General features: G+C 64.3%; 24 protein-coding genes, 1 tRNA gene and 1 riboswitch. Of the genes, 2 read left to right on the top strand and 23 right to left on the bottom strand.

The window, feature by feature from the left end; translation table 11 throughout:
* Positions 1–279: 279 nt before the first annotated feature.
* Both QN084_RS20360 and QN084_RS20355 read right to left on the bottom strand, forming a co-directional pair.
* A protein-coding gene (locus QN084_RS20360) for an IS3 family transposase (RefSeq protein ID WP_259362723.1) occupies positions 280–1,475 on the bottom strand; the annotation gives its coding sequence in 2 pieces (ribosomal slippage) (positions 280–1,208 and positions 1,208–1,475; 1,197 coding nt in all).
* 157 nt (positions 1,476–1,632) lie between these two features.
* Positions 1,633–1,714: transfer RNA gene (locus QN084_RS20355), tRNA-Leu, on the bottom strand.
* A 188-nt stretch (positions 1,715–1,902) separates the two neighbouring features.
* Between QN084_RS20355 and QN084_RS20350 the strand changes: the two genes are divergently transcribed.
* Positions 1,903–2,508 (top strand): ANTAR domain-containing response regulator, encoded by a 606-nt coding sequence (locus QN084_RS20350; protein WP_021473049.1) that lies wholly within the window; start codon positions 1,903–1,905, stop codon positions 2,506–2,508.
* 193 nt (positions 2,509–2,701) lie between these two features.
* Here QN084_RS20350 and pyk read toward each other — a convergent pair whose 3' ends face one another.
* The 11 genes from pyk to hisI all read right to left on the bottom strand — a co-directional run bounded on the left by pyk (position 2,702) and on the right by hisI (position 17,972).
* Positions 2,702–4,192, bottom strand: a complete 1,491-nt coding sequence (pyk, locus tag QN084_RS20345; RefSeq protein WP_031216728.1) for a pyruvate kinase — start codon at positions 4,190–4,192, stop codon at positions 2,702–2,704.
* A gap of 55 nt (positions 4,193–4,247) precedes the next feature.
* Positions 4,248–5,705: a glutamate synthase subunit beta gene (locus tag QN084_RS20340; protein WP_069695701.1), complete on the bottom strand. Its 1,458-nt coding sequence runs from the start codon at positions 5,703–5,705 to the stop codon at positions 4,248–4,250.
* Positions 5,698–10,311 carry a glutamate synthase large subunit gene (gene gltB, locus QN084_RS20335; protein ID WP_062096237.1) on the bottom strand — a complete coding sequence of 1,538 codons (4,614 nt, stop codon included), beginning with the start codon at positions 10,309–10,311 and terminating at the stop codon, positions 5,698–5,700. The genes QN084_RS20340 and gltB overlap by 8 nt, the downstream gene beginning before the upstream one ends.
* Before the next feature lie 265 nt (positions 10,312–10,576).
* Positions 10,577–11,755 (bottom strand): prolipoprotein diacylglyceryl transferase, encoded by a 1,179-nt coding sequence (gene lgt, locus QN084_RS20330; RefSeq protein WP_062096235.1) that lies wholly within the window; start codon positions 11,753–11,755, stop codon positions 10,577–10,579.
* Positions 11,756–11,775: 20 nt separating this feature from the next.
* Complete coding sequence (trpA, locus tag QN084_RS20325) at positions 11,776–12,588, bottom strand: tryptophan synthase subunit alpha (protein WP_069695702.1); 813 nt, start codon at positions 12,586–12,588, stop codon at positions 11,776–11,778.
* Positions 12,588–13,964, bottom strand: coding sequence for a tryptophan synthase subunit beta (gene trpB / locus QN084_RS20320; protein WP_021473055.1), 1,377 nt, complete (start codon positions 13,962–13,964; stop codon positions 12,588–12,590). The genes trpA and trpB overlap by 1 nt, the downstream gene beginning before the upstream one ends.
* A 110-nt stretch (positions 13,965–14,074) precedes the next feature.
* Complete coding sequence (gene trpC / locus QN084_RS20315; RefSeq protein WP_170828580.1) at positions 14,075–14,893, bottom strand: indole-3-glycerol phosphate synthase TrpC; 819 nt, start codon at positions 14,891–14,893, stop codon at positions 14,075–14,077.
* A gap of 2 nt (positions 14,894–14,895) precedes the next feature.
* Positions 14,896–15,168 carry an HGxxPAAW family protein gene (locus tag QN084_RS20310; protein WP_021473057.1) on the bottom strand — a complete coding sequence of 91 codons (273 nt, stop codon included), beginning with the start codon at positions 15,166–15,168 and terminating at the stop codon, positions 14,896–14,898.
* 144 nt (positions 15,169–15,312) lie between these two features.
* Entirely contained in the window at positions 15,313–15,918 is a 606-nt protein-coding gene (locus QN084_RS20305) for a Trp biosynthesis-associated membrane protein (RefSeq protein ID WP_069695703.1), read from the bottom strand.
* A complete protein-coding gene (locus QN084_RS20300; RefSeq protein ID WP_069695704.1) occupies positions 15,915–17,498 on the bottom strand; it encodes an anthranilate synthase component I in 1,584 nt (527 codons plus the stop codon). The genes QN084_RS20305 and QN084_RS20300 overlap by 4 nt, the downstream gene beginning before the upstream one ends.
* Positions 17,499–17,555: 57 nt before the next feature.
* Positions 17,556–17,972: a phosphoribosyl-AMP cyclohydrolase gene (gene hisI, locus QN084_RS20295; protein WP_021473060.1), complete on the bottom strand. Its 417-nt coding sequence runs from the start codon at positions 17,970–17,972 to the stop codon at positions 17,556–17,558.
* An 89-nt stretch (positions 17,973–18,061) separates the two neighbouring features.
* On the opposite strand from hisI, the gene QN084_RS20290 reads away from it, so the two are divergent.
* Positions 18,062–18,706 (top strand): TIGR03085 family metal-binding protein, encoded by a 645-nt coding sequence (locus tag QN084_RS20290; RefSeq protein ID WP_021473061.1) that lies wholly within the window; start codon positions 18,062–18,064, stop codon positions 18,704–18,706.
* 81 nt (positions 18,707–18,787) lie between these two features.
* On the opposite strand, the gene hisF is transcribed toward QN084_RS20290, so the two are convergent.
* From hisF to rpe, 10 genes are all read right to left on the bottom strand, one after another.
* Positions 18,788–19,564 (bottom strand): imidazole glycerol phosphate synthase subunit HisF, encoded by a 777-nt coding sequence (gene hisF / locus QN084_RS20285; RefSeq protein ID WP_021473062.1) that lies wholly within the window; start codon positions 19,562–19,564, stop codon positions 18,788–18,790.
* Between the two features lie 43 nt (positions 19,565–19,607).
* Complete coding sequence (gene hisG, locus QN084_RS20280; RefSeq protein WP_069695705.1) at positions 19,608–20,468, bottom strand: ATP phosphoribosyltransferase; 861 nt, start codon at positions 20,466–20,468, stop codon at positions 19,608–19,610.
* 96 nt (positions 20,469–20,564) lie between these two features.
* The gene (locus QN084_RS20275) at positions 20,565–20,828 is read right to left on the bottom strand and encodes a phosphoribosyl-ATP diphosphatase (RefSeq protein ID WP_018778638.1); all 264 of its coding nucleotides are present in this window, start codon (positions 20,826–20,828) and stop codon (positions 20,565–20,567) included.
* Between the two features lie 130 nt (positions 20,829–20,958).
* Positions 20,959–21,444, bottom strand: coding sequence for a 6,7-dimethyl-8-ribityllumazine synthase (gene ribH, locus QN084_RS20270; protein WP_062096219.1), 486 nt, complete (start codon positions 21,442–21,444; stop codon positions 20,959–20,961).
* Between the two features lie 18 nt (positions 21,445–21,462).
* The gene (gene ribA / locus QN084_RS20265; RefSeq protein WP_021473065.1) at positions 21,463–22,167 is read right to left on the bottom strand and encodes a GTP cyclohydrolase II; all 705 of its coding nucleotides are present in this window, start codon (positions 22,165–22,167) and stop codon (positions 21,463–21,465) included.
* Positions 22,164–22,874 (bottom strand): 3,4-dihydroxy-2-butanone-4-phosphate synthase, encoded by a 711-nt coding sequence (ribB, locus tag QN084_RS20260; RefSeq protein ID WP_069695706.1) that lies wholly within the window; start codon positions 22,872–22,874, stop codon positions 22,164–22,166. Before ribB ends, ribA begins: the two co-directional genes overlap by 4 nt.
* A complete protein-coding gene (locus QN084_RS20255) occupies positions 22,871–23,566 on the bottom strand; it encodes a riboflavin synthase (protein ID WP_062096218.1) in 696 nt (231 codons plus the stop codon). Before QN084_RS20255 ends, ribB begins: the two co-directional genes overlap by 4 nt.
* Entirely contained in the window at positions 23,566–24,684 is a 1,119-nt protein-coding gene (gene ribD, locus QN084_RS20250) for a bifunctional diaminohydroxyphosphoribosylaminopyrimidine deaminase/5-amino-6-(5-phosphoribosylamino)uracil reductase RibD (RefSeq protein WP_021473068.1), read from the bottom strand. Before ribD ends, QN084_RS20255 begins: the two co-directional genes overlap by 1 nt.
* Positions 24,681–25,373, bottom strand: coding sequence for a nicotinamide riboside transporter PnuC (gene pnuC, locus QN084_RS20245; RefSeq protein WP_069695707.1), 693 nt, complete (start codon positions 25,371–25,373; stop codon positions 24,681–24,683). Before pnuC ends, ribD begins: the two co-directional genes overlap by 4 nt.
* Positions 25,374–25,464: 91 nt before the next feature.
* A riboswitch (FMN riboswitch) is annotated at positions 25,465–25,618 on the bottom strand.
* A 94-nt stretch (positions 25,619–25,712) separates the two neighbouring features.
* Positions 25,713–26,387, bottom strand: coding sequence for a ribulose-phosphate 3-epimerase (rpe, locus tag QN084_RS20240; protein WP_021473070.1), 675 nt, complete (start codon positions 26,385–26,387; stop codon positions 25,713–25,715).
* Positions 26,388–26,421: the final 34 nt, after the last annotated feature.

Raw genomic sequence — 26,421 nt, 5'->3', positions numbered from 1 at the left:
TGTTCGGGCCGCCTTCACCCGGTGGAGTGCCTCTTGCTGGAGCGTAACCGGCGCTTGAGTTGTGGTGGTGTCTACGGCGGCGGTGAGAGCACCTTGGTCCGACCACGGTCATGTTGCTCCAGCTCCCCCCGCCCATGAATAGGTGTAGGTCACCGCAGCAACCCCAGTCACAGCAGGCGGAAGACCACCCAGGGACTTGAACCTGCCACCCCACACACCCGCTTAGGCACCGCGGCAGCCAGGCCAAAGTGGGGTTGCCCGCAAGCTGTGGACAGTTGGTCAGGCGGCTTGTGCCGGCTGAGGTTGGTCCGTGGTGAGCAGCAGTTCGTGCTCCACGGGGGTGTTATAGCCCAGTGCTGAATGGAGGCGGGTGCGGTTATAGAACTCCTCGATCCAGCGGCCGGTGGCCCGGATGGCGTCCTGTCTGGTTGCCCACCGGCGCCGGTCGTAGAACTCCGCTTTCAGGGTGGACCAGAACGATTCCTGCATCGCGTTGTCCCAACACACGCCCGTCCTCCCAACGGACTGGCGGATACCAAGCCCGGTACAGACGTCATTGAGCTGGGTGGAGGTGTACTGGGTGCCCCGGTCGGCGTGGAAGACGACCCCGGCCGGGCCGCCGCCGCGCAGAATGAAGGCCATGCGCAGGGCCCGTTCGACCAGAGCGCTGGACTGGGTAGAGTCCATTGCCCAGCCGATCACCCGCCTCGAGCAACCGTCCCTGACTGCGCACAAGTACACCCAGCCCTCACCGGTACGAAGATAAGTGATATCCGAGATCCAGACCGCGTCCAGCACACCGGTGTCCCATTTCCTGGCCACCAGATCCGGGATCGAATGGACCCGCCCCTCACCGATCGGGGCCACGGGCCGGAACCGGCGCGGCGAGATCCCTTCCAGACCCTGCCGACGCATCGAGGCCGCGACGGTCTTCCGGTCAACGCCGGTCCCGTTCCTGGCCAGCGCTGCCCGGACCCGCGGCGCCCCATAGACTCCGGTCGAATCCTGATGAACCCGCCGGACTTTTGCATCCAGTTCAGCCCGGACCACCGTCCGCAGTGACCTCACGGAGGTCCTCCGCCGCCAAGCGTAAAACCCCGATCGTGACACGCCCAGCAGTCTGGCCATCCGCTGGATCGAGTAGTTAGCCTTCTCGGCCTCCATCAGTTCGAAGCATTCCGATTCTGCTGCTTGGAGGCGAAGAAGGCTGCGGCTTTTCCCAGGAACTCGTTATCCATCCGCAACTGCGCGTTTTCCCGGCGCAACCGCTCCAACTCCGACTTCTCTGTCTCGGCCGCCGCGACCTCTTCCGGGGCCGCCAGACGTGCCCGTTCCTGAGCCACCCACCGGCCCAACATCTGCTCTCCAAGCCCGAGTTCCCTAGCCACCGGCGCTACCGGCCTGCCGGTATCGATAACGAGCCGTGCAGCCTCCCGCCGATACTCCGGAGTGAATTTACGTCGTGTCGTGCTCACAAGAACACCTTCCCGCAGAATCCCAGGATCCCGCTACTTCAGGTGTCCACCAACAGAGGCTAACCCCAAAAGCCCGCGAACCTAGCGTCCGAGGGACGCCCCGTAGACTTTGTCCACACTTAAAAGCAAAAACCCCTTCTGACGAGGGGTTATGCCGTGCCCGAGGTGGGACTCGAACCCACACACCTTTCGATACCGCATTTTGAGTGCGGCGCGTCTGCCAATTCCGCCACTCGGGCGCGGAGATACCGGGTTGAAAGCGGCTCCATTTCTGTGAGCAACGCGATCCGTTCCCAGCACGCGAAACTACTCTACATGCAGATAGGCTGTTTCAAAGAACCGGACGCGCCGCGTGCAACAAAACCTGCCCTGGATGCGCCCGCACTAAGATGGACATGAACCCGCCGAACCTTTGCAAGGAGATCCCGTGACAGAACAGACGGAGTCCGCACCCGCAGCCCAGCCGGCCCGACGCGTCGTCGTTGCCGAGGATGAGACCCTCATCCGACTGGACATTATCGAGATTTTGAAGGGCGAGGGTTACGACGTCGTCGGTGAGGCGGACAACGGCGAGAAGGCCGTGCAACTGGCCGAGGAACTGAAGCCGGATCTCGTCCTCATGGACGTCAAGATGCCGGTGATGGATGGCATCTCCGCAGCTGAGAAGATCGTCAAGGCCCGCATCGCTCCCGTGGTCCTCCTGACGGCTTTCAGCCAGAAGGAACTGGTGGAGCGCGCCCGCGACGCCGGCGCCATGGCGTACGTCGTGAAGCCCTTCACCCCGGCGGACCTGGTCCCTGCGATCGAGATCGCCCTTTCCCGCCACGAGGAAATCAAGGCGCTCGAGAACGAGGTCTCGGACCTCCAGGAGCAGTTCGCCACCCGCAAGCTTGTGGAGCGCGCCAAGAGCCTCCTGACCACCAAGATGGGCCTCACCGAACCCGAGGCTTTCCGCTGGATCCAGAAGACCTCCATGGACCGCCGCCTCAGCATGCGCGAGGTTGCCGAGACCATCATCAACCAGGTCAACTAACGCCGGGAAAGGCGGCTTCCCATCCGGGAGGCCGCCTTTTGCGTGCCCAAATACACGCCCGACGGCGGCCGCCACCAAAGCGGCAACGTCACCAGCCGCCGCCAAAGCAACACAGCCCCCACCCGCCGTCGCGCCTTAAACAAACAGGACCCCGCCTTCAAAAAGGCGGGGTCCTGCCAAGCCACTACGAAGACTAGGCCTTGTTCTTGGTCTCGTCTTCAGGCCACGGTCCAACAGGTTCCTTGCGCGAACCGGAGACCTTGGAGGTGTCTGCGAGGTCGCCCACCTTGTGGACCTTGAGCGAGTTGGTGGAGCCGGCCTGTCCGGGAGGCGAACCGGCAGCGATGACCACCAGGTCCCCTTCGTCCACGAGCTTCATGTCCAGCAGGCTCTTGTCCACCTGGGCGGTCATCTCGTCGGTGTGGCCAACCATGGAGACCAGCACGGGGCGGATACCCCAGGTGAGGGCCAACTGGTTCCATACGTGCTCTACGGGCGTGAAGGCGAAGACGGGCTTCACCGGGCGCAGGCGGGAAAGGCGACGCGCGGAGTCACCGGACTGCGTGAACGTACAGATGTACTTGGCGTCCAGCTGGTCGGCGATTTCGACGGCTGCACGGGTGATGGCGCCGCCGCGGGTGCGGGGCTTGGTGCCCAGAGGGGGGACGCGTTCCAGGCCGTGTTCTTCGGTGGATTCGATGATCCGGGCCATGGTCTTGACGGTTTCGATCGGGTACTGACCCACTGACGTCTCGCCGGAGAGCATCACTGCGTCGGCGCCGTCGAGCACTGCGTTGGCGCAGTCGGAAGCCTCGGCACGCGTCGGACGCGGGTTATCGATCATGGACTCGAGGACCTGTGTGGCCACGATGACCGGCTTGGCCCAACGGCGGGCCAGTTCGATGGCGCGCTTCTGGACGATCGGCACCTCTTCGAGCGGAAGCTCAACGCCAAGGTCGCCACGGGCAACCATGATCGCGTCGAACGCATCGATGATCTCGTGGAGCTGGTCCACGGCCTGCGGCTTTTCGATCTTGGCGATGACCGGCACGCGGCGGCCTTCTTCGTCCATGATCTCGTGGACGCGCTTGATGTCGGCAGCGTCACGCACGAAGGAGAGGGCAACCAGGTCGACGCCGCGCTTGAGCGCCCAGCGGAGGTCGTCCTCATCCTTCTCGCTCAAGGCGGGAACGTTCACGGCAACGCCGGGGAGGTTGATGCCCTTGTTGTTGGACACTTTGCCGCCCACGGTCACGGTGGCAACAACCTTGACGTCGTCAACCTCGATCGCGCGGAGCGCGACCTTGCCGTCGTCGATCAGCAGGGCGTCGCCCACGTTGACGTCCTCGGTGAGGCTCTTCAGCGTGGTGGAGCAGATGTCCTTGGTTCCCGGAACGTCCTCGGTGGTGATGGTGAAGGTGTCACCAACAGCCAACTCATGCGGACCGTCCACGAAGCGGCCCAAGCGGATCTTGGGGCCCTGGAGGTCAGCCATGATCGCCACCGGCTTGCGCAGCTGCGAGGAAGCCTTGCGGACGTTCTCATAGGTGTTGTCGTGCACGGAGTAGTCGCCGTGGCTCATGTTCATACGCGCAACATCAACGCCGGCTTCCAGCACCGCGAGGGTGTTGTCGAAGCTGGAAATAGCCGGGCCGAATGTTGCCACAATTTTCGCGCGTCTCATATACCTACCCTAAGTAGTGTGCTGCTGATTGAGTAAAAGAAAGTTCCTTCCGGCGCTATAAGACCGCGATTGCCCGGTCTGTGGGGGCGACCGGCGCCGGCAGGATGGTGCTTCCCATGAGGAACTTATCCACGGCGGCCGCGCAAGCACGGCCTTCCGCGATGGCCCACACAATCAGAGACTGGCCACGCCCGGCATCGCCGGCAACAAACACGCCCTCGGTGTTCGTCATGTAGTAGCCATCGCGGGCAACGTTGCCACGACCGTCAAACTCTGCACTTACTTGTTCGGTGATACCGGCCGGTTCAGGGCCGGTGAAACCAAGGCTGAGGAACACGAGGTCCGCGGGGATGACCCGCTCGGTTCCGGCCTTGGGGAGACGCTTGCCGTCAACGAATTCTGTCTCGGCAACCTTCACGCCCGTGAGCTTGCCGTTTTCGCCAACGAACTCAACGGTGGACGCCAGGTACGTGCGTTCGCCGCCTTCTTCGTGGGCGCTGGCCACCTCGAAAAGCGTGGGGAACGTCGGCCACGGTTGGTGTGCGGCACGCTCCGACGGCGGCTGCTTGCCGATTGCGAGCGTCGTCACGGATGCTGCCTGCTGGCGGTGCGCGGTACCGATGCAGTCGGCGCCGGTGTCGCCGCCACCAAGGATCACCACGTGCTTGCCGCGGGCATCGATGTGGTTCGCGGGGTTCTCCCCCGCCACCACACGGTTGGCCGGGACGAGGTAATCCATGGCGAAGTGGACGCCGTCAAGGTCGCGGCCCGGGATGGGCAGGTCGCGGGGAACGGTGGCACCGGTAGCAACAACCACGGCGTCATAACGACGGCGGAGCTGCTCCCAGGTGACGTCGGTACCAACGGCCACTCCGGTACGGAAACGGGTGCCTTCGGCCTTCATCTGCTCCAGGCGGCGGTCAACTTGTTCCTTCTCCATTTTGAAGTCGGGGATGCCGTAGCGGAGCAGGCCGCCGATCTTGTCGTCACGCTCGTAGACGGCAATGGTGTGGCCAACGCGGGTCAGCTGCTGGGCAGTTGCCAGGCCCGCCGGGCCAGAACCAACAACGGCGACCGTCTTGCCGGTGAGGCGGGTGGGCGGAAGCGGGTGCACCCAGTCGTTGTCGAAGGCCTCATCAATGATGGAGACCTCAACCTGCTTGATGGTGACAGCCGGCTGGTTGATGCCGAGCACGCAGGAGGCTTCGCACGGCGCCGGGCACAGGCGGCCCGTGAACTCGGGGAAGTTGTTCGTGGCGTGGAGGCGCTCGATCGCCTCTTCACCCTTGTCCCGCCACATGAGGTCGTTCCACTCGGGGATGAGGTTCCCCAGCGGGCAGCCCTGGTGGCAGAAGGGAATGCCGCAGTCCATGCAACGGCCGGCCTGGCTCCTCAGGACGCCCTTTTCCTGGGCTTCGTACACTTCTTTCCAGTCCATGATGCGGACGGGAACGGGACGGCGTGGCTGCGTTTCGCGCTGCCGGACTTTCAGAAATCCGCGTGGATCAGCCACCGGTTACCTCCAGGATTCGAGACCATACTTCTTCGCCGTCGGGGTCGAGGCCTTCTTCGATGGCGTTGAGTCGGGTTTGCAGGACTGCAGCGTAATCGCGCGGCAGTACCTTGGTGATGCGGGCGGCGGTGTCGTCGAAGTTTTCGAGCAGACGGCCGGCCAGGACGGATTCGGTCTCCTCAAGGTGCTTGGTGAGGAGGCCGTGCACGATGTCGCGGTCTTCGGCATCGAGCTCCAGGAGTTGGAGCTCGCCGGAGTCCAGGGCGTCCTTGTTGACACGCTCGGGCTGCAGGTCCAGCACGTAGGCGGTGCCTCCGGACATTCCGGCACCGAAGTTACGCCCGGTGCGTCCGATGATCAGCGTCTGGCCACCGGTCATGTACTCGCAACCATGGTCGCCAATACCTTCGACGACGGCTGTCGCACCGGAGTTGCGGACCAGGAAGCGTTCGCCCACCTGACCGCGGAGGAACATCTCGCCGCTGGTCGCACCGTATCCGATGACGTTGCCGGCAATGACGTTCCGCTCCGCCTGGAACACGTTGGTGCGGTCGGGGCGGACGATGATGCGTCCACCGGACAGGCCCTTGCCAACGTAGTCATTGGAATCGCCGAACATGCGCAGGGTGATACCGGCCGGAAGGAACGCGCCAAGCGACTGCCCGGCGGTGCCGTTGAGGGTGACGTCGATCGTGTCGGTTGCCAAGAGGTCCGTACCGAACGTCTTGGTCACCACGTGGCCCAGCATCGTGCCCACGGAACGGTCCGTGTTGATGACGTCCAGGGTGATTTTCACGGGCATGCGGTCGCTCAGGGCTTCCTGTGCCATGGTGATCAGCCGCTGGTCGAAGTGCTTGTCCAGCTCGTGGTTCTGGCCCACCATGTTGCGCAGCGGCACGTCGTCGTCGAACTCGAGGCCGTGCAGGATCGGATCGAGATCCAGTCCGTCTGCCTTCCAGTGGTCGATCGCGTCGCGGGTATCCAGGACCTCGGAGTGGCCGATCGCCTCTTCGAGGCTGCGGAAGCCGAGCTCTGCCAGGATTTCGCGGACTTCTTCTGCGAGGAACTCGAAGAAGTTGACCACGAACTCGGGCTTGCCGTTGAAGCGCGCACGGAGCTCGGGGTTCTGCGTGGCAACGCCCACGGGACAGGTGTCCAGGTGGCAGACGCGCATCATGATGCAGCCTTCAACCACCAGTGGAGCGGTGGCAAAGCCGAACTCCTCACCGCCCAGCAGCGCAGCGATCACGACGTCGCGGCCGGTCTTAAGCTGTCCGTCAACCTGGACCACAACACGGTCGCGGAGGCCGTTGAGCATCAGGGTCTGCTGGGTCTCGGCCAGGCCGAGTTCCCACGGCACACCCGCATGCTTGAGCGAGTTCAGCGGCGAGGCGCCGGTACCGCCGTCGTGCCCTGAAACCAGCACGACGTCGGCCTTCGCCTTGGTGACGCCGGACGCCACAGTGCCGATCCCGACTTCCGAAACAAGCTTCACATGCACCCGGGCCGAAGGGTTGGCGCGCTTGGCATCGTAGATGAGCTGCGCGAGGTCTTCGATCGAGTAGATGTCGTGGTGCGGGGGCGGGGAGATAAGTCCGACGCCGGGCGTGGAGTGCCGGGTCCGGGCCACCCACGGGTAGACCTTTTGTGCCATCAGCTGGCCGCCTTCACCGGGCTTCGCACCCTGGGCCATCTTGATCTGGATGTCGTCGGCGTTGGTCAGGTAGAGGCTGGTCACGCCAAAACGGCCGGACGCAATCTGCTTGATGGCAGAGCGGCGCTCCGGGTCAAGCAGGCGTTCGACGTCCTCGCCGCCTTCGCCCGTGTTGGACTTGGCGCCCAGGCGGTTCATGGCGATCGCCAGTGTCTCGTGCGCTTCCTTGGAGATGGAGCCGTAGCTCATGGCACCCGTGGAGAAACGCTTGACGATGCTGGAGACGGGCTCCACTTCCTCGAGCGGAACCGAAGGACGGACGCCGGCCTTGAACTTCAGCAGGCCGCGCAACGTCATCAGGTTCTCGGACTGGTCGTCAACGCCCTTGGTGTAGGACTTGAAGATGTCGTACCGGCGTTCGCGGGTGGCGTGCTGCAGGCGGAACACCGTCTCCGGGTTGAAGAGGTGCGGTTCGCCGTCGCGGCGCCACTGGTACTCGCCGCCACCCAGAAGCGGACGGTGCGGCTGTTCGATGCCGCCGTCGGGGTAGGCCATCTGGTGCCGTGCGGAAACTTCCGCGGCGATGACATCCAAGCCGACGCCTCCCAGTTGGGAGTGGGTGCCGGAGAAGAATTCGTCCACGAGTTCCTGGGACAGGCCCAGTGCCTCGAAGGTCTGGGCGCCGGTGTAGGAAGCCACCGTGGAAATGCCCATCTTGGACATGATCTTCAGGACACCCTTGCCGAGGCCCTTGATGAGGTTGTAGACGCCATCTTCGGGCGTCACTCCAACAACGTCGCCGTTGGCAATCAGCTGTTCCACCGACTCCATGGCAAGGTACGGGTTCACGGCGGAGGCGCCGTAACCGATCAGCACTGCCACGTGGTGGGTCTCGCGGACGTCGCCGGCTTCCACCACGAGCGCCGTCTTGGTGCGGTTCGCGCTGCGGAGCAGGTGGTGGTGCACGGCGCTGACCAGCAAGAGCGACGGAATGGGGGCCCACTGGGCGTTCGAGTCGCGGTCGGAGAGCACGATGTACTGGACGCCGCGGTTGATGGCACCGGAAACCTGTTCGCAGATCTCGGTCAGCCGGGCACGCAGCGCAGCTTCTCCACCTTCGGGGCGGTAGAGGCCGCGTACCTTCATGGCGATGCGGTCGCCGTCGGGGTTTTCGATGTTCGCGATCTTGGCCAGCTGATCGTTGTTGATCACCGGGAACGGCAGGGAGATCTGCGGCTGGCGGACCTGCTTGCCGTCCAGGAGGTTGCCGTTCGGGCCGATGGCACACTTCAGCGAGGTCACGAGTTCCTCGCGGATGGCATCCAGCGGCGGGTTGGTCACCTGGGCGAACGACTGCACAAAGTAGTCGAACAGCAGGCGGGGGCGCTTGGACAGCACAGCAACCGGGGTATCGGATCCCATGGCGCCGAGGGGTTCGGCGCCGGTGCGGGCCATGGGCCCGAGCAGGATCTTGAGCTCCTCGGTGGTGTAGCCGAAGGTCCGCTGGCGGATGTTGACCGACGCTGCGGTGTGCAGGACGTGTTCTCGCTCGGGCAGCTCGTTGATGTCGATCAGGTTGTCCTTGAGCCACTCGGCCCACGGGTTCGCAGCTGCTACCTCTGCCTTGACCTCGGAGTCATCGATGATGCGGCCGGCTTCGGTGTCCACAAGGAACATCTTGCCGGGCGCAACGCGGCCCTTCTTCACAACGTTGGAGGGCTCGACTTCAATAACGCCCACCTCGGATGCGAAGACAACAAGGCCGTCTTCGGTGATCCAGTAGCGGCCAGGACGCAGGCCGTTGCGGTCCAGGGTGGCGCCGACGAGGTTGCCGTCGGTGAAGGACACTGCGGCAGGACCGTCCCAGGGTTCCATCAGCAGGGAGTGGTATTCGTAGAACGCACGGCGTGCCGGATCCATGGTGGCGTGGTTCTCCCACGCCTCCGGGATCATCATCATGATCGAGTGCGTAATGGGGCGGCCGGAGAGCCAGAGCAGTTCGGCCACCTCGTCGAAGGATGCCGAGTCCGAGGCGCCGGGGGTGCAGATCGGGTACAGCTCTTCAGGGGTGTCGCCCAACAGCGGGCTGGCCAGCTGCGACTGGCGGGCACGCATCCAGTTGCGGTTGCCCTTGACCGTGTTGATCTCTCCGTTGTGGGCAATGGTGCGGAACGGCTGCGCCAAGGGCCATGACGGGAACGTATTGGTGGAGAAGCGCGAGTGGACGATCGCAAGCTTCGTCTTGAAGCGCTTGTCCGAAAGATCGGGGTAGAACGGCTCGAGCTGCGCCGTGGTCAGCATGCCCTTGTAGACGATGGTCCGCGAGGAGAGCGACGGGAAGTAGACGCCGAACTTGTTCTGCGCGCGCTTGCGGATCCGCCAGGCACGGGAGTCCAGCTCATTGCGCTCCAGCTGCTCGCCGGTAGCAGAGGCCAGGAAGGGCTGGGAGAAGTACGGCATGCATGCCCGTGCCATGGCACCGACCAGGTCGGCGACCACAGGCACTTCGCGCCAGCCGAGGACCTTCAGGCCCTCATCGGCGGCCAATGCTTCGATGCCGGCTTTCGCCGTCGCAGCTTCACGTGACTCGGCAGGAAGGAATGCGGTACCGACGACGTACTGGCCGGGCGCCGGGAGTTCGAATTCAGCCACTGCGCGGAAGAACTCGTCGGGGATCTGCATGAGCAGGCCCGCGCCGTCACCGGTTCCCTCGTCGGCGCCGACAGCGCCGCGGTGTTCGAGATTGCGGAGGGCGGTCAGGGCCGCTTCCACGATGTCGTATCCCGGTTCCCCGCGGAGCGTGGCAATAATGGCCAGGCCGCAGGCGTCCTTCTCCGCATCAGGGTTGTAGAGACCCTGCGCCTCCGGCAGCGCAGCGAAGCGCTTGAACGGAGACATGGCACCCTGGGGTTCGATTTTTTCGGACCATCCGGGGTTATGAAGATGGGTCATGGGAGACGTCCTTCCTCGAGATCGTGCGTATGGAAGGGACAACGTTGGCCCCACCTTGCAGGCCCTTGTGATGGGCACAACAAAGCGCTAGTTAATGGAAATTGTAGGCCAGCCAGTCAACTCAGCTGAACAGCTGGGCAGACCACTGGCCCCGGCAAGACCGGTGAACATCGGTGTGTTTTGCGATCCGGATTCCGGGGTGCCACGACGCTGTGGACTGGGCCCTACGAGCGGTGACTCTGTTGCCCCTTTTTGCCGGACGCGACTACTTGGTGACGTCACCTTCCGGCGAAGATCCGGGGGCCTTCCTCGCGGCAGTACCAGCAGATTCCGATTCCGTCGTGGCCTGGGTGCCTCGGCCGGAATCCCCTGCTGCTTCCTGCGGCTGGTCAACGTGGCCCGGATCGCTTTGGTTATCTGGGAGATTATCACGGGAACCACTATCTGAGACAGATCGGTCCGCATCATGACTCGTGACGCTCGTCACCGTCGAGGCATCCCCGGCGGACCGGGAGGACGCCTCGGAAGTAGCCTCCGGGGACGGCTCCTTGCCCGGCAGATAGGGGCTGTCAGGCACCGGGCGCCCTCCCCTGCCCAGCAGGAGGAAGATCACCAGTGCCGCTAGGAACACGAAAATACTGGTCCATACGTTAAGCCGGGTGGTGATACCGAAGAGGCTGATCTGCTCGGCATCGTCTATCCTCAGCGCCTCGATCCATACGCGGCCCACGGTGTAGTACATCGCGTAGAGCCAGAACAGGCGTCCCTTCCGGAAATTGAACCTGCGGTCAAGGAGCAACAGGATGCCGACGCCTGCGAGGTTCCACAGGAACTCATAGAGGAAGGTGGGGTGGAAGAGGGTATCGGCAGCCATGCCGGCCGGGAAGTTCGCATTGGCCGGATCAATCTGCAGCCCCCAGGGAAGCGTCGTCGGGGCGCCGAACAGTTCCTGGTTGAACCAGTTGCCCCAGCGGCCGATCGCCTGCGCCAGCAGGAGTCCCGGAGCTGCCGCATCCAGGAAGGCGGTCAGCTTGACCCCGGCCCGCCGGCAGCCAATCCAGGCACCGACGGCGCCCAAGAGCACCGCGCCCCAGATTCCCAGGCCGCCCCGCTGTATTTGCGGAATCAGGGACAAGTCACCTGTGCCGTCAAAGCCCGGGCCGAAGTAGGCGTCCGGTGACGAGAACACGTGGTAGAGCCGGCCGCCGATGATTCCCAGGGGAATCGCCCAGATGGCAATATCCCACAAGCTGCCCTCCGGAGTGCCGCGACGCTTCCAGCGGACCGAGGTGAGCCACAGGCCAACGATGATCCCGGCAAGGATGCACAAGGCGTAGGCGTGGATGCGCAACGTCCCCCACGGGAGCGGAATGTCGAATCCGGACCACGATGGGCTCGGGATGCTCATCGGGACCATGGCCGCTGCGTGGAGGACGTTGTGCATGTGCGTCGCTGTTCCTTTTCCTAGGCGTCTGCAGCCGCGCGGCCAAGGCCGGCGCTGAGGTTCTTGGTGAGTTGCCCGACGGCGTCCACGCCGCCATCGCGCAGGGCCGCCACCAGGGCAGTGCCGACGATCACGCCATCGGCATACGCGGCTATCTCGCGGACGTGGTCAGGGTTGGAAACACCCAGGCCCACGCAGACACGCTCGGCTCCCGCCGCGTGCGCCCGTGCCACCACGTCCTCGGCGCTGCTGCTGACCGACTGGCGGGCACCCGTGACACCCATGATGGAAACGCCGTAGACGAATCCACGGCTCGCCTTGACTGTCATGTCCAAGCGCTCGGGCGTGGAGGACGGGGCCACCAGGAACACGCGGTCCAGGCCGTACTTGTCCGAGGCTTCGAACCATTCAGCGGCTTCGTCGGGAATGAGGTCCGGGGTAATGAGGCCTGCTCCCCCGGCTTCTGCCAGGCGGCGGGAGAACTCGTCAACGCCCATGCGCATCACAGGGTTCCAGTAGGTCATCACCAGGACTGCGGCATCCGTTGCCGCCGTAATGCCGGCAACGACGTCAAACACGTGGGAAACCCGGAAACCGTTGTTGATGGCTTCGGTAGTGGCTGCCTGGATAACGGGGCCGTCCATGACGGGATCGGAGTAAGGGATGCCGATCTCGATCAGGTCAGCGCCGTTGCGGGCCAGCGCAATACCGGCGTCGATGCTGGCTTGGACCGTGGGGTAGCCGGCCGGCAAGTACCCGACGAGGGCGGCACGCCCCTCGGACTTGGCACGGTCGATCGCCGCAGCGGACTTGCTCTGGAATTGCTCGGTCATCAGTTCTGGTCCTCGTTGACATCCACGGCAGCTTCGGAGGTGTGCTCCGTGGGCCCCTTGGGCTTGCGGGTGGACAGTGTGGTGCCCTTGACGTGGCCTTCTTCGTCGAGCATGTTGAACCATGCCGCAGCGGTCTCCACGTCCTTGTCGCCGCGTCCGGAGAGGTTGACGATGATGGTCACCTCGGCCGGGTTCTCCTTGCCCGCCGTGAGTCGCTGGCCCACCTTGATGGCCCCGGCGAGGGCGTGCGAGGACTCGATCGCGGGAATAATGCCTTCGGTCCGGCAGAGGAGGCTGAACGCATCCATTGCTTCCGTGTCCGTGATGGGCTCGTAGGTCACCCGGCCGATGTCGGCAAGGTAGGAGTGTTCGGGCCCGACACTCGGGTAGTCCAGGCCGGCGGAGATCGAGTGCGACTCGACCGTCTGGCCGTCCTCGTCCTGCATGAGGTAGGAACGGGCACCGTGCAGCACACCCGGACGTCCCAAGGAAATCGCTGCAGCGTGTCGTCCCGTTTCCAGGCCTTCACCTCCGGCCTCGAAGCCGTAGATTTTCACGGAAGCGTCGTCCAGGAAACTGTGGAACAGGCCGATCGCGTTGGAGCCGCCGCCGATGCAGGCGCAGATGGCGTCCGGGAGTTTGCCGGTCTGTTCGAGGATCTGGGCGCGGGCTTCCTCGCCGATCACTTCATGGAAGAAGCGGACCATCGCGGGGAACGGGTGGGCCCCTGCCGCAGTACCCAGCAGGTAGTGGGTGTTGTCCACGTTGGCGACCCAGTCACGCAGGGCGTCGTTGATGGCGTCCTTCAGCGTCTGGGAACCGTTGGTTACCGGCACTACGGTGGCTCCAAGGAGCTGCATGCGGGCCACGTTGAGGGCCTGGCGGCGGCAGTCCTCGGCGCCCATGTACACCACGCACTCCAACCCCAGCAGGGCTGCGGCAGTCGCGCTGGCAACGCCGTGCTGGCCGGCGCCGGTCTCGGCGATGACGCGGGTCTTGCCCATGCGCTTGGCAAGGAGGGCCTGGCCCAGGACGTTGTTGATCTTGTGCGATCCGGTGTGGTTGAGGTCCTCGCGCTTGAGGAAGATCCGAGCGCCACCGGCATGCTGGGAGAAACGCTTGGCTTCGGTCAACAGCGACGGACGGCCGGAGTAGTTCTTGTTGAGGTCCTTCAGTTCGGCAAGGAAATCAGGATCGGCCTTGGCTTTCTCGAACGTGTCCTGGACCTCGTCCAAGGCAGCGATGAGCGATTCAGGCATCCAGCGGCCGCCGTACTTGCCGAAGTACGGGCCGGCAGCGTTGCGCAGCGAAATGCCACCTTGCAGGAATGCGTCGGCCGCATTCTCTTCCGAGTTGGCTGTTGGCGCGTCCACCATCAGTCTCACCGTCCTGTTCCAGTTAGTTCAATGGGTATTCACGTGCCACAAGGCAGCCTCGGACCACAGTCCGGGCTGCCTCGTAGCTAACGCCTTGCTTCAGGTGCGTCTCAGTTCCTGACTGCGATGGCAGCAGCACCAGCTGCTTTGAATTCGTTGATGCGTTCCCGCGGTGTGGCATCGCTGACCAACGCTTCACCGACGAGGATGGCGTTGGCGCCACTCGCGGCGTAGTGCGAAACGTCATCGGCACTGCGCACGCCCGACTCCGCGACAATGACCGCCTCAGCCGGAATAAGACCGGCGAGCGAGGCGAAAAGGGAGCGGTCGACGTCGAGCGTTTTCAGGTTGCGGACGTTGACGCCAATGATGCGGGCATTGGCCGCGACGGCGCGTTCAATTTCCTGCTCGGTGTGGGTTTCCACCAGGACGTTCATGCCAAGTTCCCGGCTGAGTGCGCTGTAGTCCGCCAGTTGGGCATCGGACAGCGCGGCGACGATCAGCAGGATAAGGTCGGCGCCGTGGGCACGGGCTTCCCAGATCTGGTATTCGTCAACCGTGAAGTCCTTGCGGAGCAGGGGGATGTTCACGGTGGCGCGCACGGCATCCAGGTCGGCCAGCGACCCGCCGAATCGGCGCTGCTCCGTCAGCACGCTGATGACGGACGCACCGCCGTCTTCGTACTGTGCGGCGAGGGACGCCGGATCCTCGATCGGTGCAAGGTCACCCTTGGAGGGGCTGCGCCGCTTGATCTCCGCGATGACCTTCAGGTCTTCGCGCGTGGCCGAGGGTCCGCCGAGCGCTGCCCAGGCATCACGTGCCGGGGCGGCTGCCGCTACGCGGTCCTTCAGCTCAACGGGAGAAACAAGCCGCCGACGGGCCTCCATGTCCTCCTTGACGCCGACGATGATGTCGTCAAGAACGGTCACGATTAGTGGCCGTTGTTCTGCAGCTTGCTGCCACCCACTCCGTAGCCGGCCTTGCGCATGGCCCAACCAACAATCAGGCCGATGACCATGACTGCGATGCCGCCGATGAAGATGGGCGTGCTGGCAATCACGAAAGCGATGGAGGCAACGAGGGCGCCGACCAGCATCACAATCACGCAGGTCCAGGCAGCCGGGCTGTTTCCGTGGCCGATGGCGTCAGCGTGGCTGGCCATGGCGGACTCGGCTTGGTTGGCGGACACTGTGGTTTTGCTCATGTGGAATCTCCTCGGGATGAATACTGCTTACATTCTGCCATTTATTGGCGGTGGCCGGGACATCGACCGACGTCAGGGCGAGTGCCGGCCCCTTTTGTTGCGGAGGTTGATGTTCGACGGCGGCCCCCGCGCCGGACACGCCGCTTACGTAGGGTCTTCCCCGCGGGAAAGGCTGTCCCAACTGTCGATCTCATCGACCGGACCGGTGCCGCGCTCCCCTGCGCGGGCGGCGGCGTCGTACTTGGTCCTGGTCTTCCAATGGCGCCCGGCCAACGGGAGCCACACGGCGCAGCCTGCCAGGAGTGCGGCCGCAGCAACGGCAAGCACAGGAAACACCGTGGTGTTCACTGCGGCCTGCCCGCCGGAGACGCCGGTTGCTGCAGCGATGGAACCTTGTGCGGCACCCAACGGATCACCGAGGACCGTCCCGGCAGCCAGGATGGTACCGACAGCCGACAACCCGATGATCACCGCAATGATCCACCGGGCAATCCTTCCGGCGATGGACGCCGCAAGGGCACCGGCCAAGGCTACGAGCGCCAGGGCTGTTACTGCGGTGGCGGCCTTGTTGCCGGGCACTTGGAGGTTGCTGTTGGACACGGCAGCCGGGTCCAAGCGGACCTCGATCCACGTCTGCGTAGTAGTGCCGAAGACCGCGAAGGCCAGAATCACGGTGGCCAGGACCACGGTCGATTTCCGGGTCCACCGTCGCTCAACGCCGGTGGTCTTGTCTTGCGCCTTTGCCGTCACGGTGCAGGAGTTCCGTCCTCGTCGGCTCCGGCCTCGCCCACTCCGTCAGCAGCGATGTTGTGCAGCGAACCGGCGGTGTGGACCGCGCGCAGGGGTGCTGCCGCCTTGTTGACGGTTTCCAAGGCCTCGGACGGCTTGTGCGAATCGGCGACGATGCCTCCGCCGGCCTGCACGTAGGCCCGTCCTTCGCGCAGCAGGGCAGAGCGGATGGCAATAGCCATATCCATGTCCCCGGCGAAGTCGAGGTAGCCCACCACCCCGCCGTAGATTCCGCGACGGTGTGGTTCAAGCTCGTCCAGGAGGCGCAAAGCACGGGGCTTGGGGGCACCGGACAGGGTCCCCGCAGGGAAGGTCGCCTTGAGGACGTCATACGCCTTGGCGTCGGGAGCCAGCTCCCCCACCACGGTGGAGACCAAGTGCATGATGTGGCTGAAGCGCTCCACCTCCATGAACTGGGTGACATCCACGGTTCCAGCCACGCACACCTTGGAGAGGTCGTTCCTGGACAGGTCCACCAGCATCAGGTGCTCCGCGCGTTCCTTTTGGTCAGCCAGCAGCTCCGTGGCAAGGGCCTTGTCGGCTTCCACGGTCTTGCCCCGGGGACGCGAACCTGCGATCGGATGGGTGATGACTTCGCCGCCGGTCACGGTGACCAGCGCCTCCGGGGACGAACCCACAATTGAGTACTCCCGGCCGTCGGCATCGGCGAGGCTGAAAATGTACATGTACGGGCTCGGGTTGGTATTGCGCAGGACCCTGTAGACATCCAGGGGATCAGCGGCGCATTCCATTTCGAACCGGCGCGAGATGACCACCTGGAAGACTTCACCATCAACAATGGCTTCCTTGCCGCGGTCAATGGCTTCCAGGTACTGGTTCTCGTCCCAGCGCTCCTGCACGCTGGAAGCGAAGTCCAAGGCGGCGCTTTCCAGCACGGAGACCGGCTGGGCGACGGGCGTGCTGATCTGCTCCAGCAACGCCTTGACCCGTGCCACGGCGTCATGCCATGCCTCGTCCACGCGCTCGGAGCTGTTGTCGAAGTTGATCGCATTGGCAATGAGCAGGACCGTTCCGTCCACATTGTCATGCACGGCCATGTCCGTCACGAGGTTCAGGGCCATCTCCGGCAACTGCAGATCGTCCTCGGGCGGGGAGGTCAAGCGCTCCCAGTGGCGCACTGTTTCCCAGCCGAGGAAGCCCACCAGGCCGGACGTGAAGGGAGGCAGGCCTTCAAAACGGTCGGTTTGCAGTGCCGCGATGGTGTCGCGGACGGCTTCCACGGGGTTGCCGGACGTCGGGACACCCACCGGCGGCTGGCCGATCCAGTGCGCGTTTCCGTCTTTGGTGGTCAGGGTGGCGCGGGACTTGGCACCAATGAAGGAGTAACGGGACCATGAGCCGCCGACGGCAGCGGACTCCATCAGGAAGGTGCCGGGTTGGCCCTGCGCCAGCTTCCGGTAGAGGCCGATGGGTGTCTCGGCGTCGGCCAGAACTTTGAGTCGAACGGGGATGACACGGCTGTGGGCGGCGAGTTTCCGGAACTCTTCCAGGCCCGGGCTGATGATTCCAAGGTCCTGCATGGCTATATCTTTCCGCCTTTGTGTGAGGTGGTGAGTCAGTGGTTAAGGATGGGGGCCCTAGTCACGGTTGCCGGCGACGACGGTCAGCTCGCGTCCGTCGAAGCAGGTCCGGGTTCCCGTATGGCAGGCAGCGCCCACTTGGTCCACCCGGACCAGAAGGGCATCGCCGTCGCAGTCAAGGGCGACAGACTTCACGAACTGGACATGCCCGGAAGTGTCGCCCTTGCGCCAGTATTCCTGGCGCGAACGGGAGTAGAAAGTGACACGACCGGTGGTCATCGTGCGCCGAAGAGCTTCGTCATCCATCCAGCCCAGCATGAGGACCTCGTTGGTGTCATGCTGCTGGACGATGGCGGCTACAAGGCCTGCAGGATCGCGCTTGAGCGCGCTGGAAATCTCCTGCGGCAGGGTTGCGGCGGGGTCGCTCGCTGCCTCCGCGGCGGGAGTTGGGCTGGGGGTGGACTGCTCAGACATCAGATCAAGTCTAGTGCCTTTGCCGGGGCCCGGTTCCTGCGGCGGTTCCTCTGCGCAACAGCGGCTCGATCGTGCTAGTTTCACAAGTGATGCATTTCGTCGATCCTTCCCGAGAAGTACTGGCCGAAACCTTGCTGGCGGCCGGGCCTGACTCCCCCACGCTCTGTGAAGGGTGGCTGACGCGCGATCTTGCCGCCCACTTGTACCTGCGTGAACGCAAAGCATCCGTGGGCATCGGGCTGTTGATCCCAAGCCTGGGAAAGGCCTCGGACAAGGCGACGGCCAAGCTGGCTTCCAAGCTGAAGACTGCCGAGGACTACGCCAAGCTGGTCAAGGCGTTCCGAGCAGGCCCGCCGGCCCTTTCGCCGTTGAGGATCAAAGCCCTGGACGAGACCTCCAACCTCATTGAATACTTCGTGCACACCGAGGACATCCGCAGGGCCGGTGACCGCTGGGCGCCCCGCGCCTTGGACGAAGCCTATTCGGACGCCCTCTGGGACGATCTCATCAAGCGGGCAGCTTTCCTTTACCGCGGAGTCGATCTTGGCATCGTGCTCGTGCGGCCCACGGGACCCCGCCACGTGGCCAAGCGGGCACCCGTATCGGTGGCAATCGTCGGAGAGCCGGGCGAGCTGATCATGCACGCCCACGGCCGGACCAACCAGGCGTTGGTCACGTTCGAAGGCCAGCCGGACGCCGTCGCGCTTTTGCAATCGGCCGACATCGGACTTTAGGGCAAACCCACAACAACAACGAAAGGGCCACCTGCAGGTGGCCCTTTCGTTGTTGTGAACGCTATGTGGTTACCGTACGGGTTAACGTACTTCGAATCCGGCCTGCGCGATCGCTGCCTTGACTTGGGCAATCATGTCGTCCGGTCCGAAGTGGAACACGGAGGCAGCCAGCACAGCGTCGGCTCCTGCTTCCACAGCGGGCGGGAAGTGCTGCGGCTCCCCCGCACCGCCGGAGGCGATGATCGGAATGTTCACGGCTGCCCGGACCAGGCGGATGAGTTCAAGGTCGAATCCGTCTTTGGTTCCGTCAGCGTCGATCGAGTTCAGCAGGATTTCGCCGACACCACGGTCCGCGGCTTCCTTCGCCCAGGCAATGGCGTCGATCCCGGTGCCCTTGCGGCCGCCGTGGGTAGTGACTTCAAAGCCCGACGACGTCGGGGCGTCACCTTCGCGGGTGCGGCGCGCATCCACGGACAGCACCAGGACCTGGGAGCCGAAGTGGCGGGTGATTTCGTCGATGACCTCCGGCCGGGCGACGGCTGCGGTGTTGATCGAGGCCTTGTCGGCACCAAAGCGGAGCAACTTGTCCACCTCGGCAACGCCACGGACGCCGCCTCCGACGGTGAGCGGAATAAAGACTTCCTCGGCGGTCCGGCGGACGACGTCGAAGGTAGTCTCGCGGTTGCCGGACGACGCAGTGACGTCCAGGAACGTCAGTTCGTCGGCGCCTCCGTTGTCGTAGCGGTGCGCCAGTTCCACCGGATCCCCCGCGTCCCGGAGGCCCTCGAAGTTGACGCCCTTGACTACCCGGCCTGCATCAACGTCCAGGCAGGGAATAACGCGTACGGCTACAGCCATGTGCTGATCCTCAATTCTGCGGTTCTGCTGATCGGAGCGCGGGTCAGATACGGCAGGCGTGGATGCTGCTGACCAGGATCGCCCGGGCGCCCAGGTCGTAGAGCTCATCCATGATCCGGTTGGTTTCCTTCTTGGGAACCATGGAACGCACGGCAACCCATTCCGAGTCGCGCAGCGGCGACACGGTGGGCGATTCCAGGCCCGGTGTGAGGGCTGCGGCGTCTTCCACGAGGTCCTTGCGGATGTCGTAGTCCATGAGCACGTATTGCCGTGCCACCAGCACGCCCTGGAGGCGGCGGATCAGGACGTCAATTTCCTTGGCGGTACCATTGGCGGCACCGCCCTTGCCTGCGCGCCGGATGAGCACCGCTTCGGAGCGGAGGATCGGGTCGCCGAAGATTTCCATCCCGGCAGCCTTGAGGGTGTTTCCCGTTTCGACGACGTCGGCAATGGCATCGGCGACGCCGAGGCGCACCGACGATTCCACGGCACCATCCAGGCGGACCACCTTCGCGTTGACCCCGCGCTCTGCGAGATAGTCGCGCAAAAGACCGTCGTAGCTGGTGGCCAGGCGCTTGCCTTCAAGCTCTTCGACGGCGGAGAAGTCACCGACGGGCCCCGCGAAGCGGAAGGTGGACGCGGCGAAGCCAAGCGGGAGGAGCTCTTCGGCTTCAACCTGGGCATCGAGCAGGAGATCGCGGCCGGTGATTCCGACATCCAGCGTTCCCTGTCCAACGTAGACCGCGATGTCCCGGGGGCGGAGGAAGAAGAACTCAATGTCGTTGTCAGGATCGACCATCACCAGTTCACGGTTGTCGCGGCGCTGGCGGTAGCCGGCCTCGGACAACATGGCTGAGGCGGCTTCGGAGAGGGATCCCTTGTTGGGGACTGCTACACGGAGCATTGGGAGACTTTCTGTTGTTGTTGGAGGTTTTCAGGCACATCGGCCACGCTGCGGGCCCGGTTGTTTCCACTGCAGGACACAGCCCGGGAGGCGTGGCTAAAGATGCTTGTAAACGTCCTCCAGGCTGAGGCCCTTGGCGAGCATGAGGACCTGCAGGTGGTACAGCAACTGGGAAATTTCCTCGGCAGCGGCTTCGTCGGATTCGTATTCCGCAGCCATCCACACTTCGGCGGCTTCTTCGACTACCTTCTTGCCGATGCCGTGGATTCCGGAGTCCAGTTCGGCTACCGTGCGCGAACCTGCCGGGCGGGTCGCTGCTTTCTCACTCAGTTCTGCGAACAGCGTCTCGAAATTCTTCACGCCCTACAGACTACTTCCTTCACGGCAACCACCGCTTGTTGGGGCCTTGGATGACGAAGGGGATGTGAGTGAACACACACCCACATCCCCTTGCCGGGCCTTATTCCGGAGGCCGGCAGCGCGCCGCCCTTTACTGGAACTGCTTAAGCGTTACTGCCGTGGCCAAGGCGGCGGTAACAGCTTCATGGCCCTTGTCCTCGCTGGAGCCGGGAAGTCCCGCGCGGTCCAGGCCCTGCTGCTCGGTATCGCAAGTGAGGACGCCAAAGCCGACAGGCACGCCGGTGCGGACTGACACGTCGGTAAGTCCCGACGTCGCGGCCTGGCAGACGTAATCGAAGTGCGGGGTGCCGCCGCGGATGACGACGCCCAGGGCAACAACGGCGTCGAAGTGCGGAGCAAGGCGGGCAGCCGCTACCGGGAGTTCGAAGCTGCCCGGAACCCGCAGCAGGACGGGCTCGGCAATGCCGGCTTCCTTGGCGGCGCGGAGGGCTCCGTCAACCAGGCCGTCCATGATCTGGGTGTGCCAGCTGGCGGCGACAATGGCCAGTTTCAACTGTGAGGTTTCCTCGGGGTTGAGGGTGGTGAGGTCAATGGTGGGGGCGCCGTGTCCGCTCATTGTGTGCAGTAGATCCGTTCAGTCGTTGATGCTGTCAAAGGGGTGGGCCAGCGGGGTCTTCCCGTTGCCTGCGTGCTCTGCCTGGAGCGTCAGACGGTGGTCCATCCGGTCTTTCTTGGTCTGCAGGTAGCGCAGGTTCTGCTCGCGGGAGGGAACCTCGGTGGCTACCATCTCCACCACGGTGACGCCCGCCTGTGCCAAGCGGTTCTGCTTGTCCGGGTTGTTGCTCAACAAACGGACTTCCTGCAGGCCCATTTCCGCCAGGATCTGCGCGGCAGCGTTGTAAGAACGCGCGTCGACCGGCAGGCCCAGCTGCTCGTTGGCCTCAACGGTATCGAAGCCGGCTTCCTGCAACGCGTAAGCCTTGATTTTGTTGGCAAGGCCGATGCCCCGGCCTTCCTGCCCGCGCAGGTACAACAACGTGCCGCCCTCGGCGTTGATGAGTTCGAGCGCAAAAGCCAGCTGCTCTCCGCAGTCGCAGCGGTAGGACCCGAAGACGTCCCCGGTGAGGCACTCGGAGTGCAGCCGGACCAGCGGAGCCTTCCCGCTCCTGGACGGATTCGGCGAGCTGACAGCCAGGTGTTCAACTCCGGTCTCGTGGTCCGTCCAGGCCTGTGCCACAAAGTCTCCGAAAGCGGTGGGCAATTGGACGATCGGCCCTCCGCTCACGGGGTGGGGCGTGCGTTCGGTCTCGTCGCTGCTGCGCGTGATGGATGCCGTCATCGCTTCTCCTCGTCTGCCACTGAAAGGTGTGCCGTTGGAATCTCTTCCTGCTGGGACTCTACCGCCTCGACGTATGCCACCAGGTCCTCAATGGAAATGAGGGGACATCCGTGCCCGGCGGCAAACTCGCGCAGGCTGTCCAGGCGCATCATTTCACCGTCGTCGTGTACCAACTCCGCGATCACACCCACCGGGGCAAGCCCGGCGAGCCGGCACAAGTCCACAGCAGCTTCCGTGTGTCCGGGGCGTTCACGCACTCCTCCCTTAACTGCTCGGAGGGGGAAAATATGCCCGGGGCGCGTGATGTGGGCCGGGGTGCTCGCCGGATCCGCCAGGATCCGGGCTGTCAGTGCGCGGTCCGTCGCTGAAATCCCGGTGCTCACTCCGTGGGCAGCATCGCAGGAGATCGTGTAGGCGGTACCCTTGGCATCCTCGTTGACGGCCACCATTTGCGGCAGTGCCAAGGCGTCCGCCCGCTCTCCTTCCAGCGGCACGCAAATGACGCCGGACGAGTAGCGGATGGTCCATCCCATAAGGGCCGGGGTGGCGTGCTGGGCGGCGAAGATAATGTCGCCTTCGTTCTCGCGGTCTTCGTTATCAACCACGATCACCGGTTTCCCGGCTGCCATTGCGGCAATGGCCGCTTCAACGGGGTCCAGGCCCTGCCTGCGTACCCGGGCGGGATCGGTCTTGGTGGGGGCGCTCATCGCACAGCCTCCTGGGCTTCCGTGGTCTGTTCGGGGCTTGCGGACCGGCTCTCATCGTCGGCACGGTGGGCAGGCTTGCCCTGGGGCGCAAAGGACAGCAGCCGTTCGGTGTACTTGGCCAGGACATCGACTTCGAGGTTGACCTTGGCACCCACGGGCTTTGCACCCAGGCCGGTCTCTTCGAGGGTGGTGGGGATCAGGCCGACTTCGAACCATGGCTCCGGGTCGGCAGCGGGACTGACGGCGGTCACGGTCAGCGACACGCCGTCAACGGCAATGGACCCCTTCTCGGCAATGTAGCGGGCCAACGTGGCAGGTACACCGAACCGCAAGCGGTCCCAGTTCCCCAGGGCCTCACGCTCCAGCAACTCGCCGACGCCATCGACGTGTCCCTGGACCACGTGCCCGTCCAAGCGTCCGCCGGCAGGAACGCACCGTTCCAGGTTGACGCTGTCCCCCGCCGCCAACTGACCGATAGTGGTCCGGAGCAGGGTCTCCCCCATGACATCGACGCTGAACTCCTGCCCGTTGATCTGCGTAGCCGTCAGGCACACACCGTTGACGGCGATCGAACCGCCCAAGGCGAGGCCCTCCGTGGTGGTAGGGGCTTTAAGCCGCAACGTGGCGCTGGCTTCGCCGTCGTGGTCGATGCCAAGTACGGTGCCCTGTTCGGCAACAATTCCGGTAAACATCAGTGTCCTCCTGAGACGTACTCCGCGGCTTCGCTGCCGGGAAGGGAATTTTCTTGTGTGGTAGCCGGCCGGGTGGGCCGGAGATGAAGTCGAAGGTCATTGCCGAGGGTCCGCACGGAACCGCCGCCGGCCTCGTCCCACATCCAGTGCTGGGCCTGGGACAGGGTAGTGATGCCGAGGTCGTTCAGGGCAGGGGTTCCGGAGCCCAGCAGTGTGGGAGCCAGGTAGACAATCAATTCATCCACCAGGCCCGCCGCCAGGAAGGTGCTGAGGATGCTCGAACCACCCTCCACCATGACGTGCCGGACGCCCTCCTCGAACAGCATGGACAACGCTTCGCGCGGATCCCGGGTGGCCAGGTGGAGGAAGCGCCCGTCCGTCCCGCGCACCGCCGCGTCCTGGGGCACCTCGCGCCGGCCCATGACAGCGCGGAGCGGTTGACGCCCGGAAAGTCCACCCTCCGGATCCCTTGCAGTCAACCGGGGATTATCGATCAGGACCGTTCCGGTGCCCACGAGGATCGCGTCAATAAGTCCGCGCAGGCTGTGGTTGTCCGCCAGCGACTCTGGACTGGAGATCCATTGGCTGGTGCCGTCCACTGCCGCGATGCGGCTGTCCAGCGTCTGGGCGATGTGCAAGGTGACAAAGGGCCGCTTGGAGGCAACGGCGTCGAACCATTCCCGGTTCAGCTCCAAAGCATCGGCTGCCGCGAGGCCCGACTCCACTGTGATACCCGCGGAACGGAGCGTGCGGGCGCCTCCTGCCGCGGGATCATGGGGATCGTCGACGGCGTAAATCACCCTGGTGATACCGGCGGCGATGATCGCCTGGGCACAAGGACCGGTACGACCCACGTGGTTGCAGGGCTCCAGCGTCACCACCATGGTGGTACCGCGCAGCTCGATCCCTGCCTTCCGCGCTTCGAGGATGGCGTCCGCTTCGGCATGTGCCGTTCCGGCGCCACGGTGATAGCCGACGGCGACCTGCTCACCGTCGGCGTTCAGGATGACGGCACCTACCAAGGGGTTGGCGCCACGGGGACCCTGCAAGGCCGCACGCAGAGCCGTGTCCATGGCCGCAGACTCAAGCACACTGAAGGTAGTGGCAACCGCGTTCATCGGGCGGCCCCCACTGCGACGGGTGCCGGACCGGCCACTGCAGCTGCGCGCTTGGATGCCCGCCGCCAGACGAAGAATCCGGCGAGGGTGAAGAATCCATAAAACAGGTACATGAAGGCACTGGCGTAATAGCCGGCGGTGAACAGCAACGGGACGCCCACAACGTCCACGGCCACCCAGATCAGCCAGAATTCAGTCCAGCCGCGGGCCATGCCATAAGTGGCCAGCAGTGACCCCATGAAAGTCCAGGCGTCCGCCCACACCGGCGGGTAGGAGCCGAGGGCGTCGAACAGCGGTGTCAGTGCTGCCGTTCCCGCCACCATGGCGCCAATCAAAGCGATGCGGACCTTGTTACTGGCCCAGGACGGCACGATTGCGCGGCCTTCGCCTGCAAGGTGACGCCCCTGCTGCCAGCGGTACCAGCCATAGATTGCGACGGCCATGAACATGATTTGGCGGCCCGCCTGGCCCCACAAAGTGGCCGGCGCCGCCGCGCCAAAGACGTTCCCGAGGAACACGGTCAGCAACAGGAGGTTGCCGAGGATGCCAACAGGCCATGCCCAGACTTTGCGGCGCATTCCGCCGAGGGCGCTGGCGAGCCCAAAGATGTTGCCAAGCACTTCGCGTAGAACAAGCGCAGATCCTCCAACGGGAATCTGTGCTTCGAAGAGCCATCGCAGAAAATCCATGCCGTTCCTTCCCAGTGACCGCGATGGCTCCGGGGGTGTACGACAGCGCATGCCCGCCCGGCCATCCTCAAAGGACGCCGACGGCATACCTGTACGTGCTTCTCCCATCCAGACTTTAACCGTCGGTACCGGAATTCCACCGGTTCAACCGTCTGCTTCCGGCTCCACAAGAGTGGTAACCGTTAGCGCGCGGGTCGCGGACTATAACCGCCGGTTCGGACTTACACCGACCCCGGAGCACGTATATGTGTGGTGCTATTGTGCCACAACCTCGAAGATGCCCGGGCTATTCCCGGCCATCTTCGTGACACATTGTTGCTGCTTGGGCTGCCTTGCCGCCTAGGCAGCGGGCTGTGTGGCCTTGGTCCCGGCGAGCCGGAGCCGGTCGATCGCCGCCGCGGGATCCGCGTGGCCGTAAACAGCCGAGCCAGCCACGAAGACATTGGCCCCGGCCTCGGCGGCACGGACGATGGTTTCCTCGGTGATCCCGCCGTCCACCTGGATGGCGACACCGATACCCGAACCCTCAACGGCCTCACGTGCACGACGGATCTTGGGCAGCGTGATGTCAAGGAATGCCTGTCCCCCGAAGCCCGGCTCGACCGTCATGATGAGCAACATGTCCACTTCGCTCAGCATGTCCAGATAAGGCTCCACGGGAGTTGCCGGCCGCAACGCCATACCGGCCTTGGCGCCGCGCGCCCGCAATTCGCGGGCAAGCTTGACCGGAGCCATCGCAGCTTCCGCGTGGAACGTCACTGAAGCGACGCCTGCGTCCGCGTAGGCCGGCGCCCAGCGGTCGGCGTCGGAAATCATCAGGTGTGCATCCAGCGGAACCGGGCTGACAGCCTGAATCCTCTGGACGACCGGCAGCCCGAGGGTGAGGTTGGGGACGAAGTGGTTGTCCATCACGTCCACGTGCACGGCATCGGCATTGCTGATGCGCTGCAGTTCGGCCTCAAGGTTGACGAAATCCGCGGACAGGATGCTCGGGTTGATACAGCACTGAGTCAAGGAAAATCCTTCGGGTGGTTGGTGGGGCGAACAA

The sequence above is a fragment of the Paenarthrobacter sp. R1 genome (assembly GCF_030264015.1).
Lineage (GTDB): Bacteria > Actinomycetota > Actinomycetes > Actinomycetales > Micrococcaceae > Arthrobacter > Arthrobacter ureafaciens.
This window is presented reverse-complemented; position numbering and strand designations above follow the sequence as displayed.